At 52.5% G+C, this 17,282-nt stretch carries 9 protein-coding genes; 3 read left to right on the forward strand and 6 right to left on the reverse strand.

What is annotated here, in order from left to right; translation table 11 throughout:
• Position 1: 1 nt before the first annotated feature.
• From SH449x_RS01560 to SH449x_RS01585, 6 genes are all read right to left on the reverse strand, one after another.
• A complete protein-coding gene (locus SH449x_RS01560; protein WP_482379560.1) occupies positions 2–1,108 on the reverse strand; it encodes a vWA domain-containing protein in 1,107 nt (368 codons plus the stop codon).
• A gap of 331 nt (positions 1,109–1,439) precedes the next feature.
• A complete protein-coding gene (locus SH449x_RS01565; RefSeq protein ID WP_482379561.1) occupies positions 1,440–3,038 on the reverse strand; it encodes a transposase in 1,599 nt (532 codons plus the stop codon).
• A gap of 410 nt (positions 3,039–3,448) precedes the next feature.
• A complete protein-coding gene (locus SH449x_RS01570; RefSeq protein ID WP_482379562.1) occupies positions 3,449–4,393 on the reverse strand; it encodes a DUF1559 family PulG-like putative transporter in 945 nt (314 codons plus the stop codon).
• Positions 4,394–4,624: 231 nt separating this feature from the next.
• Complete coding sequence (locus SH449x_RS01575; RefSeq protein ID WP_482379563.1) at positions 4,625–8,551, reverse strand: outer membrane protein assembly factor BamB family protein; 3,927 nt, start codon at positions 8,549–8,551, stop codon at positions 4,625–4,627.
• Positions 8,552–8,667: 116 nt separating this feature from the next.
• The gene (locus SH449x_RS01580; RefSeq protein WP_482379564.1) at positions 8,668–9,759 is read right to left on the reverse strand and encodes a hypothetical protein; all 1,092 of its coding nucleotides are present in this window, start codon (positions 9,757–9,759) and stop codon (positions 8,668–8,670) included.
• Between the two features lie 2 nt (positions 9,760–9,761).
• Entirely contained in the window at positions 9,762–13,880 is a 4,119-nt protein-coding gene (locus tag SH449x_RS01585) for an outer membrane protein assembly factor BamB family protein (protein WP_482379565.1), read from the reverse strand.
• A gap of 171 nt (positions 13,881–14,051) precedes the next feature.
• Between SH449x_RS01585 and SH449x_RS01590 the strand changes: the two genes are divergently transcribed.
• The 3 genes from SH449x_RS01590 to SH449x_RS01600 are packed head-to-tail and all read left to right on the forward strand — an operon-like array spanning position 14,052 to position 17,106.
• Positions 14,052–15,641 carry a substrate-binding domain-containing protein gene (locus SH449x_RS01590; RefSeq protein ID WP_482379566.1) on the forward strand — a complete coding sequence of 530 codons (1,590 nt, stop codon included), beginning with the start codon at positions 14,052–14,054 and terminating at the stop codon, positions 15,639–15,641.
• The gene (locus SH449x_RS01595) at positions 15,638–16,492 is read left to right on the forward strand and encodes an ABC transporter permease (RefSeq protein ID WP_482379567.1); all 855 of its coding nucleotides are present in this window, start codon (positions 15,638–15,640) and stop codon (positions 16,490–16,492) included. The genes SH449x_RS01590 and SH449x_RS01595 overlap by 4 nt, the downstream gene beginning before the upstream one ends.
• Complete coding sequence (locus SH449x_RS01600; RefSeq protein WP_482379568.1) at positions 16,489–17,106, forward strand: ATP-binding cassette domain-containing protein; 618 nt, start codon at positions 16,489–16,491, stop codon at positions 17,104–17,106. Before SH449x_RS01595 ends, SH449x_RS01600 begins: the two co-directional genes overlap by 4 nt.
• The last annotated feature ends 176 nt before the right edge of the window (positions 17,107–17,282 follow it).

Consider the following 17,282-nt stretch of genomic DNA (forward strand, 5'->3'; position numbering starts at 1 on the left):
TCTATTCCGGCTGAAACGACAGAACGTCGACGTAACGGTAAGTACCTTTGGTCATTTCCGCTAATCGCTTGATCCAACCGCCGTCTCCGGTTGGGGGACCATCACGAAACTCAATGGTATGGATCGTTGTCCTGGTTCGGTAGGCTCTATCCTGCAAGTCCAAGAGCTGCGATTCCGTCAATCGTGGTTCATCGGCATCGGTCATGAAAAACAGTACTTCAGGACCAAAGGCAAGCCCCATGCGAAGTGCCGTGATATGCTCCGTGCCACCGTTAGCAATCATGCTTCTTACGAATTGTTTTGCCCTCGTCTTGTCTGGTCCCTTGGCAAAGTGCATCCTGTTCGACCCCCCCCGCACGCTGGTCAATGGAATGGGGGTATCGTTGTAAAAGACAATCTGAAATTGATTGTCTTCGTTTAGGCTTTCGATACTGTTGATCAACTCCTTTTTGGCGACCTGCATGGGTGCGCTGGCGTTGACATTCATGGAATCGGAACGATCCAGTACGTAAACAAATGAGGTGCCCGTTCCCTCAACGCCGAGAAATGTCGTTTTGGTCTTATCTCCCGTACCAAAATTCCCAACCGATCGACCTGGCCCTGCAGTAGCTCCCACCCCGGAAAGCCCCGAGTCGGATGCCTCTGTGCCTGTCCCTGACGAATTGGCCTGGCTTTCACTTGGAATCAGATCCGCCAGCAGCGCATCCAGCTTGGCCGCACCATCCGCCTCGGTCATGACGGAGCTTGGAAGTGCGGCGGCCGCAGCTGACTCTGACTCGTTTGCAGCGGGTGCCCCCTCACTCCCTGAAAGAAAATACTCGGTACCACTGTTGGTTTGGTGGACAACTGCGATACCAACGGGGCGATCTGCTTCGCCGCCGGTTCCGCGAGTAACCGGACGCCAAAGAGCAACAAGGGTCACTAGCAGAATCGCATGAATCACACAACTGACCATCCACGCCCGTCCGTCTGTCCACTTCGGGACAACGGGCCTAAAAGGGGTTCTGTCTCTTCGTTCAAGCTTTTCTGGTGGAGGAATCGCGTTTTCCATGCCTCCACTGTAACAATTCCGCTCATACGAATCAATCAAGGGCTGCTGACGCGTCATCCTCAGTCAGAGTCTGTCTCTGACATCGCCCTATCGTACCGCAGGGGACTTCAACATTCAGCAGGGATGCGAGCTCAAGCGACCGTCTTTAGATACCACTGGCTTGGGAACTGTCGATTTAATCGTAGGTTGGACACTCTTGACGCGGCCGACATTATCTGGGTTTGCGATGAGAGGCGAAATCGGTTGCGTTAAAAATTTTTGCGGTGAAAACCGTCATTCATCGGCAATCGATTTTATTTACTCCGTTTGAAGCTTACAGGATGAGCTGAATTGATGGAATCAACGGTTTAACGCTCTCTTCAAGACATATTTAGTCCCCATTTTGCCTTTAGCTCGGGATTACTTGTGCCTGTCTTCTAATTTTGCGCAGGGCGACGCCGCGGAGAATGTTCCAGGCTGTCAGTTTCAGCATCACGCATAGTTTCACCGCGCGTATGCCTCGCACACGAAGCCGCTCGAGGCCGAGACGGCGTTTTAAGCCGCTGTTAGTTGACTCGATTCCAGATCGCCAACGGTAGCTTTCTCGGAACGCCTCGCTCTGCTCCTGTCGACGACGCTGTGCGGCGCGCGGGGCTTCTATGTCGAATTGAACGCGGCCATTGGCTTGGCCTGTTTCTTTATCCTTTTGGACTCGACAACGTTCAACTAGCGGACAGCCTCGACACAGCACAGGATCCATTTGAGCCCTCACCATTTCGTTTTTTTCGTTGTATTTCGTTGACTTCGGTGCATGTCCTGCTGGGCAAGCTTTAACTTCGTTGGTGTCTGTTAAAACGAACTGGTCGTAACCAATCTCATCTGGATCGAATGCTTTTCCACCTGGAACGGGTGACGTCAGCGTCACACCTTTGGATTCAGCAATCGTTACGTTCGTATCGCTGCCATAACTCGCATCAGCGGTCAACTCTTCCGGGAGAATGCCCCGTTTCTTAAGATCATCAAGCCTACCTGCAACGGCATTTGCATCATGACAAACTGCCGTTTCAACTGTTGCCGATGTGATCAGATTTGGTAGCCCTTGATCGTTGAAGGTTTCGCAGATTTGAGCATGATAACCTGGGCCTTTGTTGCCATCGTAAGTCGCATCGACATCGGATGGATTCTGGATGATATTGCCACCAGTTTTCGTACGAACCTCAACTAATTCTTCGCGAACTTCACACTGTTGATCGAAAATCGTTCTAAGATCTGTAAACGTTTTCCATTCTTGAATCGCAGGTGTTTCTGAGAACAGCGACAACACGCTGGCCATGTCTTCTGCAACTTGTTGCAATGCCAGACGGCGTTTCTCCGTAGTGTTGGCGTCGCTGAAAATGCCGCTGTCGGATTGCTTGCAGTAGCGTTTTCGTATCTCTTCAGGGACACGTTCTAACTGATCAACACTGTGTCTGGACAGTTGATGGAAGAACCGCTTCAGGGCAACTCCCATCATTCGACTTCGGCCCAGAACGGCCATGTCGCTTAGTATATGTGTCGAATCCAAACGCTGTTTCTTAATTTTCACTTCCATCGAAGTGAGCAGTGTGTCCGTCACACGCGCAAAGATATCTTCACTAACTTGCTCGTCGCTCTGTAATTTCTGTAGATAACGTTCAATCGTTCGCTGGGCGATGTCGAAACCAGGCTCCAAATTCAATGCGTACTGAATGTCGGATCGAAACAAGATGGCTTCGTGAGTCTGCGGAACGGTCCAGCCATAAAGCTCACGAATCAACAACAAGCCAATGATTGAGTAAAGTTCAACCGACGGCCTCCCCTCGGAGTCACTCATCTTGGAAGCAACTTGCGCGACGGGCATCTGTTCCAGAAGGACCTGTCGAAACAAAGATTGCCAACCGTTTTCAATTTGCTTCCAGCCAGTCTGACTGATCACCCCTTCGAACGGGTCAAACAAACGCCGTTCCGAAGGATTTCTGATGGTTTTCATCGCCGCTCCCTCAAAAAATTACCATCAGCAAACTCTAGCGCCCTAATCCTTAAACTGCTAGATCAAATACCGTCTGTGTGCGGACTTTTGTCGGGCGCGTCACTCTTGTCCGACCTGCTTGCCTTTGGCGGGCAAGAGTGCCCACCCTACGTCCATTAACTCATCAAATTCGATTAAATCGACAGTTCCCTTGTCCAGTGGAGCTTCATGCTTCTCGCTAATACGCTGGCACCACCTGCAATCCCCCCTCTTTGCTCGGCGGCAAAGCCGCCGAGCAAAGAGAGGGGACGGGGGCTAGGCGGTTATGTAGCGAGAAGCGTAACAATCCACCCGGCAAGCGGGAGGCATTCCAGAGCCATGACGCTCGTCGCGTTCCTACCGAGCTAACTTTCATTACCAACAATCGAATCCTACTGGTACTCTCCGACAACCTCGCCACCATTTCGCGTTACTAACGCATCATAGGTCAAAGCGTTCAGATTCTCACTCAAGAACTGAACCGACCCATCTCCAAGCAAATGGTTCGCTCCTCCCACGTGACGACTCGAAGGTCCCCAACGCTGATCTATCGAATTCGGAAACGCTCCACCGGTAACGAAATATCCATCTTTGTTGATGGATACCGATTCACCGGCAAAGTGTGGTGGCACAAATGCAAACCACCGCGCTGCGACCGCAGCGGTCGTACCATCAATCCACACCGAAGCACGCTCTTCTCGGGTTTCAGCCACCATGACCGTGTTGGAAGTGCCATCAGTTATCTCTCCATGCCGCGTACGCGATCCAGGGTAGATAATCCCTTCTGCTGGAATCTGTCCAGACAATCCAACAATCGTTCTCGCCCCCATCGCGACATAGTTTCGAATGGCAAATTGATCAAAACCCACGCTTGTTACATATCGAGGATCGTTGCTGAAATCGGGACCGGTGTAGCTGGGACATCGGTAAAAGGGCAAAATCTGTGACGCAACTGGGCGATTGGGGAGTGCAAGCGAGGAGAAGTTGTAATCGATGAGGTTGTAAAGATTCGCTTGCTCAATGTAAGGCAAAATCAAACTTGCGAAACTGTGCAGATGGATGTTGCGGTCATTCGGACCGTTGCCGGGCCAATTCCAGACACCTCGCCCAAATCCGCTCGTGCTACTAGGCGGGAAAACGCGCAAGGCGCTCTCGTAATTGTGAAGAGCAAGCCCAATTTGCTTGAGATTGTTTTGGCACTGCATTCGGCGAGCAGCTTCTCTGGCCGCTTGTACCGCAGGTAGCAGCAAACCAACGAGAACCCCAATAATCGCAATAACTACCAACAGTTCGACGAGTGTAAAACCTCGGCAAACATGTGCTCTTATATTCTTCACAGCAAAATGCTCCTTAACATCCTAAAGCAAAAACGTGTATCGACAAGTTGAGAACTCGTCGAACATTCAAAGCATCTTTAGAATATTGTGAAGATTGTCAAGTGGCGATGATTAGATTTTCAAATGCCGGATCGAAACGGCGGTTCCCCTTTTAGAATAGCTTTGGTGACCTTCAATTTGGACATGCGGAAACCCACGATTCTTCCGCAGTACGAGGAATCCCATTTTGACCTACTCCTTAAACTTGAGCAGTCGCATTCCACAAAGCGTCGGAGTTCCCGATTTGGTAGAAATGTTTACCACAAAATCGTCACCGATGGACACACTCTGGAATGCAACCCTGTGCACCGAACTGGCCGCCGAGTCATCTGCACTGATCACTACTTCCCGGGTCTGTGAAACTCCGTCCATGGAGACTTCAAAACTCTGGGGCTCCGCGTTTACGGACTCCGCGTCGCCGGATTTCGCAATCGTGAACAACAATTCCACGTCATATAGCCTCGCGGGCATGGCTGCTCGTGATTCCTTAGTGCTCTTTTTCTCCGTGCCGCTTGTCGCTTTCTCGTCGTCGCTGCTCGAAGCCTTCGGTTCAACTGCCACGGGAGCGTTTAGGGAAACGGCCATCTTGCTGACTCCCTGCACACCCGAGGAAACCAGCCACGGTGACTCGGCATCCGAGTAACGTGACGAGTGATGACGGTAAAACCTAGCTTCAGGATTCAACTCGACCGACATCGACACCGGGTCCCCCGACTCATTCGGCAACTCGATCCAAAGAGATCCATCGCTCGCTCTCCGGTCTCCAGGCGCACCAAGATTGACATTCAACGTATCAACCGTTCTCATATCCAGCTTGGAATTCACGTCAGGATAAACGCTCCACAGTTCCACGTCGGGAATATGGACCAGAGCAAGCGAGGTCTGGTTCTGATAGGAACAACTGCACGTACGGGTGTAGTCAGGCGCATTCAGAACACCGTTTGCAACGACAAGATTCGACGTGCAACCGGACTTAAATCCGCCGAAGTTCCCGGTACCCGAATCGCTGGTCAAATCGTAATACCCAGCTGCACCAGACCGGAACGTTAACAGATTCTCGCTGGCGATAATGTTATTGCAGCCGTACGCTCGAGCCATCTTCCAGGGTTCATACTGATTGGTGAGCGGATTTTTCACCATCTTCTGCTCGCCAGTTTGGATGAAGAAAGAACCCGCCGACTCGGCGTAGGAATTCGTGTTCGTTATGATCAGATCGTTGTGCAAAATGCAAGGCCCAGTGTATTTGAGCCCTTCGTTAGCCCACACGACACTTCCGCTGGCTGCATCGTAAACCGCCATTCCTCGTCCGACTTCATCCACCAACCTGTCGCTTGCCGACGCTCCCGCTTGGAGAAGCATGTTATGCTTTTCCGAATACCCCAACCACGTGCCAAAGATACTATCCTTGTGCTCCCAAACCGGTGATCCGGTTTTGTAGTCCAACGCGAGAATGCGATAGGTCTTTGGTAAATCCAATCCGCGACGCTTCATGGCATCCTCGATACGTTGTGGATTGCGGTCCAGACAGAATATTTTATTGTCTCCAGCAACAATCCCATTGTGCCAAAAACTGTGGGTCGCATCGGTTCGCCATAAAAGCTCGCCCGTAAATCGGTTAAAGCCCACCAGCCCCACGCTCGCTGCGCGGTCTAGACTCTTGGCACCAAATCCAGCTTTGGAAGGTTTCAGATCCTTTTCCGCCTCAAACTCCAAGCCGTATCGATCGCGGTACTTGGCAAACCCGATCCCGCCGATCAAAACATCTTGGTAAACCCCGACAAATCCCCACTCAGACGTTTCACCATTGGCGTTGGGGGGCAAACGGATTTCGCTGACATCATTACCCGTTTGTGGGTCGATCAGCTTGCACGTATCTCCAACAACCAAGTAAATATGCTCCTCGGTGACAACATAATTGGTGCCGCGACCGTTCGCGCCTGGAATGTGCACTTGATTGTACTGTGGGTCTAAGGGTGTATCCTCGTACGTCGCATCGTAATAAACGTCAAATGTGCCGAGGTTGTCAAAGTTCCGTTTCCAAAGCACCCGACCGGTGTAAACGTCTCGTGCGCTCAAGCTATTCATGCCTTCAATGAACAAACGTCCCCCGACCACTTGCTCCGGTGGACCGTGTCCGTGCCGAGGAAGCACATCGAGATTGCTGCTTGCTCCAAACCACAAGACCCCCAGCGGTAGCTTCACTCGGCTATCATCCGATTTGATCGTGTTAGCAATATCGCCGTACTGGTGGGTCCAATCGGCCGAGCCAGGCAATTTACCTCTTCGATAAACGATAACACCAAAGCTCTGAGCCTGTACGTCTGCTTGCTCCAAGTTGAGCGATTGCAACAACTCAACCAGTCCCTCCTTGCCCGCATTCGGTTCGCATAACACGACCATCGCGCCATCGTAGGGCCTAACGCTCTCGTAAATTTTTCGAAGCGTCTCGGCGTTGCTGGCAACCGCTAATTGCTGCGTCACCACAACAAGATTGCCCGTATACTGCGGTGCACGAAACTGTTCAGCACTGGAATTGAATAACGAAACCTTACGGCCTTGTTGAGCTCGGTCCAAATGCTCTCGCAATTCATTGGCATCGCGATCAGGAGGCAGTACGATGCTCCACTGTTCGAACGGCGTAACGTCGCAAATAGCGGCCAATTGCTCTTTAGTACAATCGCCATACCAATAGGCATACCCCTGGGCATCGCATTGGCTGAGCAGGCTATAAAGTTTCTGTCTCTCCTTGAGAAGGGAAGGACTCAGACGTTCGGAGGTCAAGTCGGGGATGACTCGCTCGGCATCGTTTTGTTCGACGGCAACCATCTTCTTAGGCGCGACCCCATAAGCGGTGATCCCCCCCATATCGTCGACCGCGACGAGGGTGTCATTTGCTACGATGACCCGGGCGATCGGATAGAGGGTGTCGATGGTCTGCACCTTGCTACCGCGAATCGCTAGACCCGACGGATCATTCTCCAGTTTGATGATTTCGATGGTGCGAGGTCCCGCCGCAATGAGATGATCTTTTGCCAGAACCAAATCTCGGGTTCCGTCTGCAGGCAGTTCGCCGAGAGGTTCACGTTTTCTATCCGTATTTTCATTGGCGGCGTAGATTCGAATCACGGGACCGGATTTATCGACCTCTGCGGAGTAAATCAAGCGATCGGTGATCACTGGTTCGTTGGGCAGGAACGCAGTCTTAAGTCCGGTCTCCAAATCAAAAGCACGAGTCCCTTTAAGTCGCGTATGAACATAGAAATGGGTGTTGTCCGCAGCCACAAATGCCCCGCCCGTCCCTTTCCCACCAGCGTTGATTTCAAAGTACTTTAGCTCTCCCGTGGCACGATCGAAAACCGCTGGAACACTTCTGCCCCCCGGAACTACGAGATCCTTCTCCGTCGCGACGAGGAAACCTTGTGGAGCGACGCCAGCAAATGAGGGCGCGCTGTGGGGTTGCTTGATGTACTGCGAACCGGTGCTGTCATTGATCCACTGGACGTTACCCGACTCAGCATCCAAGGCACAAATAAAAGTACCCATGAACGGCCAGATACTGCTGGCAAAGTAAACGGTGTTGTCGCGAACGGTCGGGCCACCACGCGCTGGCCAAGCCGAAATGACTCGGCGATTACCGATCACTTTCTGAGTGCTCGGAGCGGGGGAAAATTTCCAATGGACACTGCCATCAGCCGCAGAAAGTGAATACAGAAATCCGTCATCGCTCACTACAAAAAGCTTGTCATTCCAGCCCACGGGTGCAAACCGAATTGGTCCTTCTGCATAAAACGTCCAAACAGGTTCGCCAGTCTTGAGATTCAATGCCACCAATTTGCACTCATCATTGAACGGCACGAACAGCTTGCCATCCATCGCGATCGGTTCAAACTGTTTATCAAAGGTCATCAAATCCTGGTTCAATGGATCATCCCACGCTTGCACTCTCGGAGTGTATCGGTTTTCCCAGAGCATAGAGAGTTCAGGAGGCAAGCTATTGGCTGAGGCGGAGGTGCGTTGCGCATCAAAACGCCACTGCGGCCAGTCTTCGGTCGCCACCGAGTAGCTCGCCGTGGCCAGTAAGGCAGCTTGTAGCAAGATGTTCCAAACGAGGTTTTTCATTGGACTCAATAGGGAAAGGGTAGCGGGGGGAGAGAGCGGCAGGGAAAAAATTGACAAACTCGATTGATAAACGCAATTGATAACGCGATATGTGATCGCTGGCATGACTCCAGATATTACTTCTTGCGTCCCGGCGGTATGGTTAAAAGCTTGGGCTGTGCCCCTGTCCCTGGAATAGGCTGGGTGACAAACACTTCGCCGACCGATTCATCCCAGCGATGCTCTAGCAACAGGTCAAAGCCCGGGTTCTGTTCTTTTACTTGGCACGAACACGGCCCACAGATAAACTTCGATGCCGCACGAACGGTATCGCCGTTGATCCCTTTGCCAACCAACGCATACAGAACGAGTCCTCTCCCGAAAATGGGAAAGGCAATCGGTTCTTCAAAGAGTCGTAAATCCTCTTCGCTGTTCAACAGGCAGTTAACCAGAAACTGCTCCTCTGGATCATCTCGCCTGAGGCTAAGCACCGAGAAATCGATCTTCAACTGGATCTTAAGAGAGTCGAGTATTTCCGGCTTGATCTCCATCTCCTCGGCTGTGGGGAGCTTTAGCCATTCTTTATCAAGCGTTAGTTGCGTCTCGATCGCGGTGCGGGCCGCTTGATCTTTCTCCACATCGCCTGATTCCAGCAACACCCACACAGCCGATTCGCCAGCCACCAATCGCTTGGCGATCTCTTTGCGGGCGGGTGAGGTGAGCAAGGACTCCAAGGATTTGGGCCCAAGCGGAGCCGAATGAGCGATCATCCTTCGCAATTCGGATTTCTCGGGGTAGTAGGCGACCATCATTCCACTTTTGTCGTCAGCCGCGTTCCAAAGCTCCTGAATCTCCGGATCCTTGACTTCATTCGCGGTCCTCCATTCCAGCCTCGCGTAAGGTGCGAATCGTTCAGGCGAATCACCGACCCACTGTTGCTTCTCTTCGGAAGTCAGTTCCTTAGGAGTGATCACGACAACAGGGTATGCCTCGGGATTCCAGCGCTCGAGCGCGTACCGAAAAACAGGCACCTGGCAGGCGAGCAGAACTCCAGTACCGAAAAAGAACGCCATCGCGAGTCCAGCAGTCAGCCAATTCCAGCGGTGAGTTCTGAGTGAACCGCAATTTCGAAGGGATTGGCTGCGACTCATGTTTTTGCGACTCACTCTTCTGGGACTCGATCCCGAGGGGACCATCGTCACCTCGGTAGGATCTGTCGTTTTCATCATGTTTATTCTTGCTCCGAAGATGCTGAGTTGTTTGGATCGTCCTCTCGAAGGATTTCAACCGCTGCCATTTTGATTGGCTTGCTGCCCGCGTCGTACTGGGCGTCAAATACTAGTTTACTTTCTACCTCAATTCCGTGAAATTCACGAATGACGACTTTAGTCCGATGATTTCCCTCAGAAAGCTGAGAGAGTTCACCTGGCAGGGTTTTTCCTTGGAATTGAACGGGGAGCGAAGCGACATCGGCTAGATCTGTATCCACGAAATACAGCTTCACACTGTACTTCGCCCCGTTCGGATTCGTTTGCAAATCCTCTGGACCGAGCAGTTCCGCTTCGAAATGTTCAAGCTGAGTTGCAGCGGAAGCGAACATCCACGGCGCCGAAACGTTGCCGCAATCGACATTCTCTTCATGGTCACTCAGCCAGCTACCGCCGGTTGAGAAACGAGGTGCAATATCGAATACGAACTCCAATCGACCCACCGCATGCGGGCGAGGATAGCCCAGCCATTCCTTACGCTCCTCGTCCAAGCGATCTCCAGGTCCCCCCAGATTGATGCCGAGTCGTTTAACCGGTGTGCTCGGTCCGACGGCACTCAAAATCCCCCAAGCGGATTGCGTCGACTTGGGCTCCATGACAACCGTAGAAGCGATCGAGAACTGACACACGCAACCAGCGCTGGCTTCGGGAATCATAACCAAACCGTTGCCCGGTATCGCATTGATCCAGCAACCGAGCCGCTGGCCGGCAAAGTGTTGCGTCCCGGAGTCTTTGTACAAGTCGTAGTAACCGATAAAGCCCGAGCGAAAGAACATCATATTCGGCGTTGCGGTAATGATCCCACAATGGTGCCCGGGACGACTGAATTGCCAATCATCTGCCTTGCCCGTCACCGGATGTTGACGCTGCTTGGCGGCTCCCGTTTTGAGTTCAAACGCCCATGGCTCTGCGTAGACATACTCGTTGATAACCGCCGGACGATTCATGTAATTCGCATTCTTGGACCAAAGCTGCTTGCCAGTAGTAGCCTCTAAAACGATGAGCTTTCGCTTTTCAAACTCACCGGACAAGAATTGTTTCCAATAGTGCCCATTCGCGTTTGCTCCACACAGCAGCAAACAGCCGTCTGAGTAGATCACGGTGAGGCTGCCTCCCCCCGCAGAGATGTTGGTCGTGTCGGTTACATCGACGGGTTGTTCCCAGACTTTCTTACCCGTTACTCGATCCAAACAGACCGCTTTGCGCATATCGAGGGCCTTCATCTCCTCTTCGGCTTTGGCCGCTGCTTCGCCGGTCAGATCCTTGAGATCCCCTTTGTCGCGGCGATAAAGTTCTTGTCGTTGCTCGCTGGTCAGCGTGCTCTCGATAAAGAACAAATGGTCAGGGCTAATCGCGATCGTCGTGTGCAGAACATTCTCACCTCGGTAGACCCATTGCAACTCCTTGGTATCGATATCATAAGCGAATAGCCCATCGGTTTGACTCGCTACGGTAAGTCCGCGTCGGCGCATCTTCTCTTCGAGTTCTTGTCGAATCGTGCTTGTCCCGAAAAGCTGGCGACCATCGTTCGCAACATAAGCCCAAACCCGTTCGATGCCATCTGAGGATGCAGGCGTTTGATATGTGTGCTTGACTTGGCCCGTCGCAGCATCCAACGCTACACACTCGTCGTTGATGGCCATGAAGAGAGTGTCGTCGTTTGCGCAGAGATTGTGAGTCTCGCGGTTATTGAAAACACCCGTGCGGATCGCGCCGGGATTTTCGAAATCCCAAAGGAACGTTCCGTTGTAAGCATCGTAGACCATGATGCTGTCGGTTCCTTGGATGAACATGCGACCGTTCGTCGACAGGGGAGCACCGGCAGCTTCGTGTCGGTTGATCATCATGCTGGGACCGGGATCTCCGTACCACAGCACCCCCAAGCCGTCTTTGACACGCATGTCATTCGACATCGAGGTGTTGGCGATGTTGCCGTACTGGTGGGTCCACTCTCCGGCTCCAGGCAATTTGCCTCTCACCAGCAAGCCAAAAGGAGCTTGTAGTTTCAACTCCCCTTCGTTGATCGTAAACAAATTGGTCAGCCACCGATCTACGGTATCACTCGCGGCCTGGCCATCAATGAGCACTCGTTTGGCGATGAAGACACCACCGCAAGGCTTCAGGAATCTCGCGATCGATTGCGGCTCAAACGAAAAGTTTCCGTTGAGCAACTGCCTCTCAGAAAGAATCAAGTTGGCAAAGTAGTTCGATAGAGGAATATCCTCGTAGCGCAAGTTTAGAACGGTTATACGTGTCGCATGCAGACCGGCTCGTTCATAGAGTTCGCGAAGCTGGTTGCACTTTTGCTCATCTGGTTCAAGGCAGTAGATATTGAGTTGGCTTTGACGAGCCAATTCCAACGCCAATCTCCCCTCTTCATTGCCCAGCAAGAGGCAGTAGCCGTTTGTTTGACCACTGGTGGTTAGAACCTGGCTCGCGAGGTCTCGAACTTGAGCAGCAACATCGTCATTTGGGAACGGATCCGAATAAGGCCCGGGCCATTTGGCGATCTCTGTGGCGATGTCTGTGGCGATCTCGGCGTTTTTGTCTGCATCGGATGGTTTGCGTTGAAACGCGTAGACAGTTCCTTCGTCAGTGCTAACCATAAGGGTATCATCGTTGGCAGCCAGTCCCATGGCGTTACCATTGACAGCCGACTCCCATCGCAGCTCGCCAGTTTGCCGATCCAGTGCTACAACTCGATCTTTGCCACCGACAATAACTAAATCGTTGGTCGCGATCATGGTCCCGTCTAGATCGCATGGAAATTCCCAGATCACACCTACGCCTTGGTACTCTTTGATCTTTTGCTCCGCTTGAGCCAATTTTTCGGGCTCTCTCAAAACCTTGCGGGAGCGGAGGAACCATTCTTGTTTCAGCTTGCTAGCTTGGGCGTGCTCTTCCCGATCGACCGCAAAGATTTTTTCTCCGTCGAGAAGATAGGCTTTGTCCTCCGCGAGAACCATCAATCGGCCCGAAATGTAGCCAGCCCCAAGCTCACCGGTATTCTCGTCCATCGCTAGAAAATGATGAGGCCCACCCGCATAGATTTGCCCATCACCGAGGACCGCTTTGGTTCCACCGACCACGCCACCCGCATCAGTTCGCCATGAGTACTTTCGTTGAAAGAGAATCTCACCTGTTTCCTTAGACACAGCAACCGGCAGGGAGCGGCCAGAGGGTACGAATAACGTCGTGTCATTGGCGAGCAGATAGCCTTGAGGAGACAGATCGTTTCGACCCGCGTCGGCTTGACTGATTCGATCGTTTCGCCAGATGATTTCGCCGGTTCGAGCGTTAGCAGCACACAGGTAAACTTGTTCGTGCGGAAACACACCTGCACCGAAGTAAGCAATCTCACCGTCGACCAATACGCCCGTTCGGACCGGCCATCGCGAGATCATTTCACCACGTGCCAGCAGTCGATCGTCCTTCGGGGCTACTTGATACTTCCAAACCAGCGATCCGCTGCGTGCCTCGAGGCAATAGACCCAGCCGTCGTCCGACCCAAAGTAGACGCAACCGAACGCGTAGGACGGAGCAAGTCGAATCGGCCCCTCGGTGAAAAAGCTCCAAATTTCTTTGCCCGTCTTTTCCTCTCGACAATACAAGCGATGATCCACGGTACTACCGAAGTAAACGTGACCATCGACCAAGAGCATTTGAGGTGCGGCATCAAAAGTCACACGAGGCAGCATGATATGCCCCTCGATAGGAGTCGTTCGGGAGCCCGACCACGCTTTCTCAGGCTTGGACGACGACTGATAGGTCCACGCCAGCGTTAGCTCCGGGGCGAGCGAATTAGATTGAAATCCTGTTCTCGCTCGGTTACCAAGATAGTCTCCCCAGTCTCCCCCCAATCCAACAACACCTACGCCAGAAAAATAAATCGCTGCTGCGATGCCTGTAATGCCTACCGATCGTGCTCTCATGAGAATCGCTCCTGCTTTACTTTCTCTTCTCGGATCACCCCACTCGTGGATCTTGTCAAAGATCCTTCCCGCCATGCGTCGCACCCGAATACCAAGCCGATCACTCGTCTCGCTGCGGGCCGCATGGCTTGGCCGCCTAACCCAATGCATGGAATGTACCAACCAAACATGAAGACAATATTTAGAAAGCCATAAGTTCATCGTAATTTAAAACTTCGATCGCTTTTCAGGCGTGGCATGTTCCCATACCATAGCGACTTAGGTGGGGCCGCAATGCGGTTACTGGTAGGAATATAAGGTACGAACTGCGAGGGGGTGAAAATGTCAAGGACAATCTTGGTGATCGCGTCGTCCGTCTTTGTTGTGGGGATGATGTTGTTCTTGTTAGCAAATAACGAGCGCAAACCGAGCACGAGTCGACAAACCTCCAACACCGATGCATCGGGCAGTTCCTCACCAGGTTCGCCCGATGATGAGATTGTACTTCTTTGTGCAGCCAGCAATCAAGCAGTCGTCGAGCAAATTCGGAAACAATACGAGCAAGAAACAGGCCGAAAGGTCTCTATCCAATTCGGCAATTCCCAATCGTTGCTGGCCCAGCTCGACATCACCAAACGGGGGGATCTCTACTTGCCCGCCGATGATAGCTTCTTGGAGATTGCCGAATCTAAGAAACTCGTGCGAGAGATCATTCCGGTCGCTTCCATGCGAGCCGGATTGGTCGTAAAAAAGGGTAACCCCAAGAACATCCGCTCCCTGGACGATTTAACTCGCGACGATGTTCGATTTGTTCAAGCGGATGCGGAGGGTGCGGCCGTAACAAAAGTCGTCTCCTCCATTCTAAAGAAAACGGATCAATGGGAAACCATCAAGAGTGCGACCCAAGCCTTCCGTGCCACGGTTACCGAAGTCGCAGCGGATGTCCAACTCTCTGCTGCGGATGTGGGAATTGTATACAAGCCTGTTCTGGCAACGTTTCCCGAACTTGAGTTTGTTTCAATCGCTGAATTAGATCAGGGGGTTTCACAAGTTTCTATAGGTGTCGTTTCCTCCAGTCAACAGCCCACCGCTGCCCTTCATTTCGCGAGGTACATCGCATCAAAAGATAGAGGGCTGAAAATCTACCAGAACGGCGGCTACACCGTCGGCAGCGGTGACGAATGGGCGGATGTTCCGGAGTTGACCATCTACGCTGGCTCGATGTTGCGACCCGCGATTGAAGAAACGATCATTGCTTTTGAGGCTCGCGAAGGCGTTCGCGTCTCGCGCTCTTACAACGGGTGTGGAATCCTCGTCGCCCAAATGAAAGCGGGACAGATTCCGGACGCTTACTTCGCCTGCGACAAAGAGTTTATGACGCAAATGGCTGACGTCTTCCCAGATTCTGTCGACGTATCGCAAAACGAACTTGTTATATTGGTCCCCAAGGGAAACCCACAACAGATCGGTTCTCTTCGCGATTTGACCAAACCAGGCCTGCGAGTTGGTGTCGGACATGAGAATCAGTGTGCCATGGGCTGGATCACACAGAACACGTTTCGGGAATCGGGATTGCAAACCGAGTTGATGGCGAACGTCACGGTTCAAACCCCTTCAGGAGATATGTTGGTCAACCAAATGCGAACCGGTTCGCTCGATGCTGCGGTAGCCTACTTGAGCAATGCGGCGGGAGCGGCAGAATTCCTCGACGCTGTCGCCATCGAAGGCATCCCTTGCTCGACGGCTGTTCAGCCATGGGGAATCGCTCGCAATTCCAAGTTCCCACTTTTAGCGGATCGCTTGTTCCAGCAAATTTGTTCTGCGGAAAGTCAAGAAACGTTCGTCGCAGAAGGGTTTCAATGGCAGATGAAGCCTAGAAAATTCCATTCATCGGCCACGACAACTACCCAGGAAGCCACCGCAGGCGAATGAAAGAACTCAGACAAAACCCGGCTCGCCGCGCGTACGATGCAGTCTTTTTTCTCATTATGGGGGGGCTTTCGTCGTCGTTTATTGTTCTGATCGTGCTGTTGATCATCGCGGATCTAAGCTTCACGTCGTTTTCGGAATTTCGGGCTGCATTGAACAAGCCCGAGATATGGGCCGCTTTCAAACTAACCATCATGAGTTGTACCGTTGCAGCTCTATTATCGGTCTGGGTAGCCACTCCTTTGGGGTATTTGTTGTCACGCTATCGATTCTTCGGGCATCGGATCGTTGACACGATAGTCGACATCCCGATTGTGCTTCCACCCTTAGTGCTGGGGCTGAGTTTGTTAATTCTGTTCCATCAACCCTTTCCGTTCACGAGATGGTTCGGCGGCGGATTGATCTTGGACGAGTACTTGCGGGAGACGGTAAAGTTTCCGGTAACCTACCGATGGCCCGCTGTGATATTGGCGCAATTCACGGTTTCGTGCGCGTTTGCAGTTCGAACAATGCGGGTCACCTTTGACCAAATCAATCCGCGTGCTGAGGACGTAGCACGAACACTCGGATGCACCCGAGCAGGAGCGTTTCTCAAGGTGGCACTACCACAAGCCACGCGCGGCATGATCACGGCAGGGACGATCGCTTGGGCGCGAGCGCTCGGTGAGTTCGGTCCGATTCTGGTCTTCGCGGGAGCGACCAGATTCCGCACCGAAGTGTTATCGACGACCGTTTTTCTCGAGCTCAGTGTCGGGCAGCTCGACGCAGCGGTTGCGGTATCGTTGCTGATGGTGGCGATGGCGGTTGTGGTGCTTGTCGTCTTGCGTGCGATCGGGGCGGGGCTAAGCGGATGATCGAAGTCAAAGAACTTGTCGTCAAACAAGGCAATTTTACGCTGCCAAAGATTTCCTTTCGGATCGAGACCGGCAAGTATGCGGTCTTGATGGGAAAAACCGGAGCTGGGAAGTCTACAATTTTGGAATCGATATGTGGACTCCGCAAAGTGCACAGCGGTCAGATTCTGATCGATGGCGTGGATGTTACCACATGGTCCCCCCCGGACCGAAATCTGGGGTATATGCCTCAGGATTTAGCATTGTTTCCGACTTTGAATGTTCGCGAGCATCTCGAGTTCGCCATGCGACTGAGATGGGTGCCGGCTGCAAAACGGAATGAACAAGTGTCGTTTTTGGCGGGAATCTTGGGGCTCGAGAAATTGCTTGATCGCAAGGTAAAAGGGCTAAGTGGTGGAGAGTCACAGCGAGTAGCGTTAGGCAGAGCCCTTTCTTTTGGCCCGAGGGTTTTGTTGCTGGACGAGCCGCTCAGTGCACTTGATTCCGGGACCCGTTTTACTGCGCAGAAGTTGCTAAAGGACGTCAACCGCAAGACGGGCGTTACGGTGCTGCACGTCACACATAGCCAGGACGAAGCCAACGCGTTAGCCGACGAATGTATACAAATTAATTAATCGCCGCTCTGCAGGCGCCTAATTTCACCCTCCCCTCGGGGAGGGTCGAGCGCCAGCTCGGGGAGGGGGGCAGGTCAGGCTTCAGGTTTAGGCTTCAGGCTTCAGGCTTAGGATCAAGGGGTGAGATCGAGGATGAGATCAAGGGTAGGATTGAGCTGATTTGTACCTTGGGGGGC

Origin of the sequence: Brakhagea baltica, from assembly GCF_052161605.1 — a bacterium.
In the GTDB taxonomy this organism is placed as follows: Bacteria; Planctomycetota; Planctomycetia; order Pirellulales; family Pirellulaceae; genus JBKCUI01.

Excerpts from the sequence above, each read along its gene's own strand:
- SH449x_RS01560 (WP_482379560.1), bottom strand. The coding sequence starts at position 1,108 with ATGACGCGTCAGCAGCCCTTGATTGATTCGTATGAGCGGAATTGTTAC.
- SH449x_RS01565 (WP_482379561.1), bottom strand. The coding sequence starts at position 3,038 with ATGAAAACCATCAGAAATCCTTCGGAACGGCGTTTGTTTGACCCGTTC.
- SH449x_RS01575 (WP_482379563.1), bottom strand. The coding sequence starts at position 8,551 with ATGAAAAACCTCGTTTGGAACATCTTGCTACAAGCTGCCTTACTGGCC.
- SH449x_RS01580 (WP_482379564.1), bottom strand. The coding sequence starts at position 9,759 with ATGATGAAAACGACAGATCCTACCGAGGTGACGATGGTCCCCTCGGGA.
- SH449x_RS01585 (WP_482379565.1), bottom strand. The coding sequence starts at position 13,880 with ATGCATTGGGTTAGGCGGCCAAGCCATGCGGCCCGCAGCGAGACGAGT.
- SH449x_RS01590 (WP_482379566.1), top strand. The coding sequence starts at position 14,052 with ATGTCAAGGACAATCTTGGTGATCGCGTCGTCCGTCTTTGTTGTGGGG.
- SH449x_RS01595 (WP_482379567.1), top strand. The coding sequence starts at position 15,638 with ATGAAAGAACTCAGACAAAACCCGGCTCGCCGCGCGTACGATGCAGTC.
- SH449x_RS01600 (WP_482379568.1), top strand. The coding sequence starts at position 16,489 with ATGATCGAAGTCAAAGAACTTGTCGTCAAACAAGGCAATTTTACGCTG.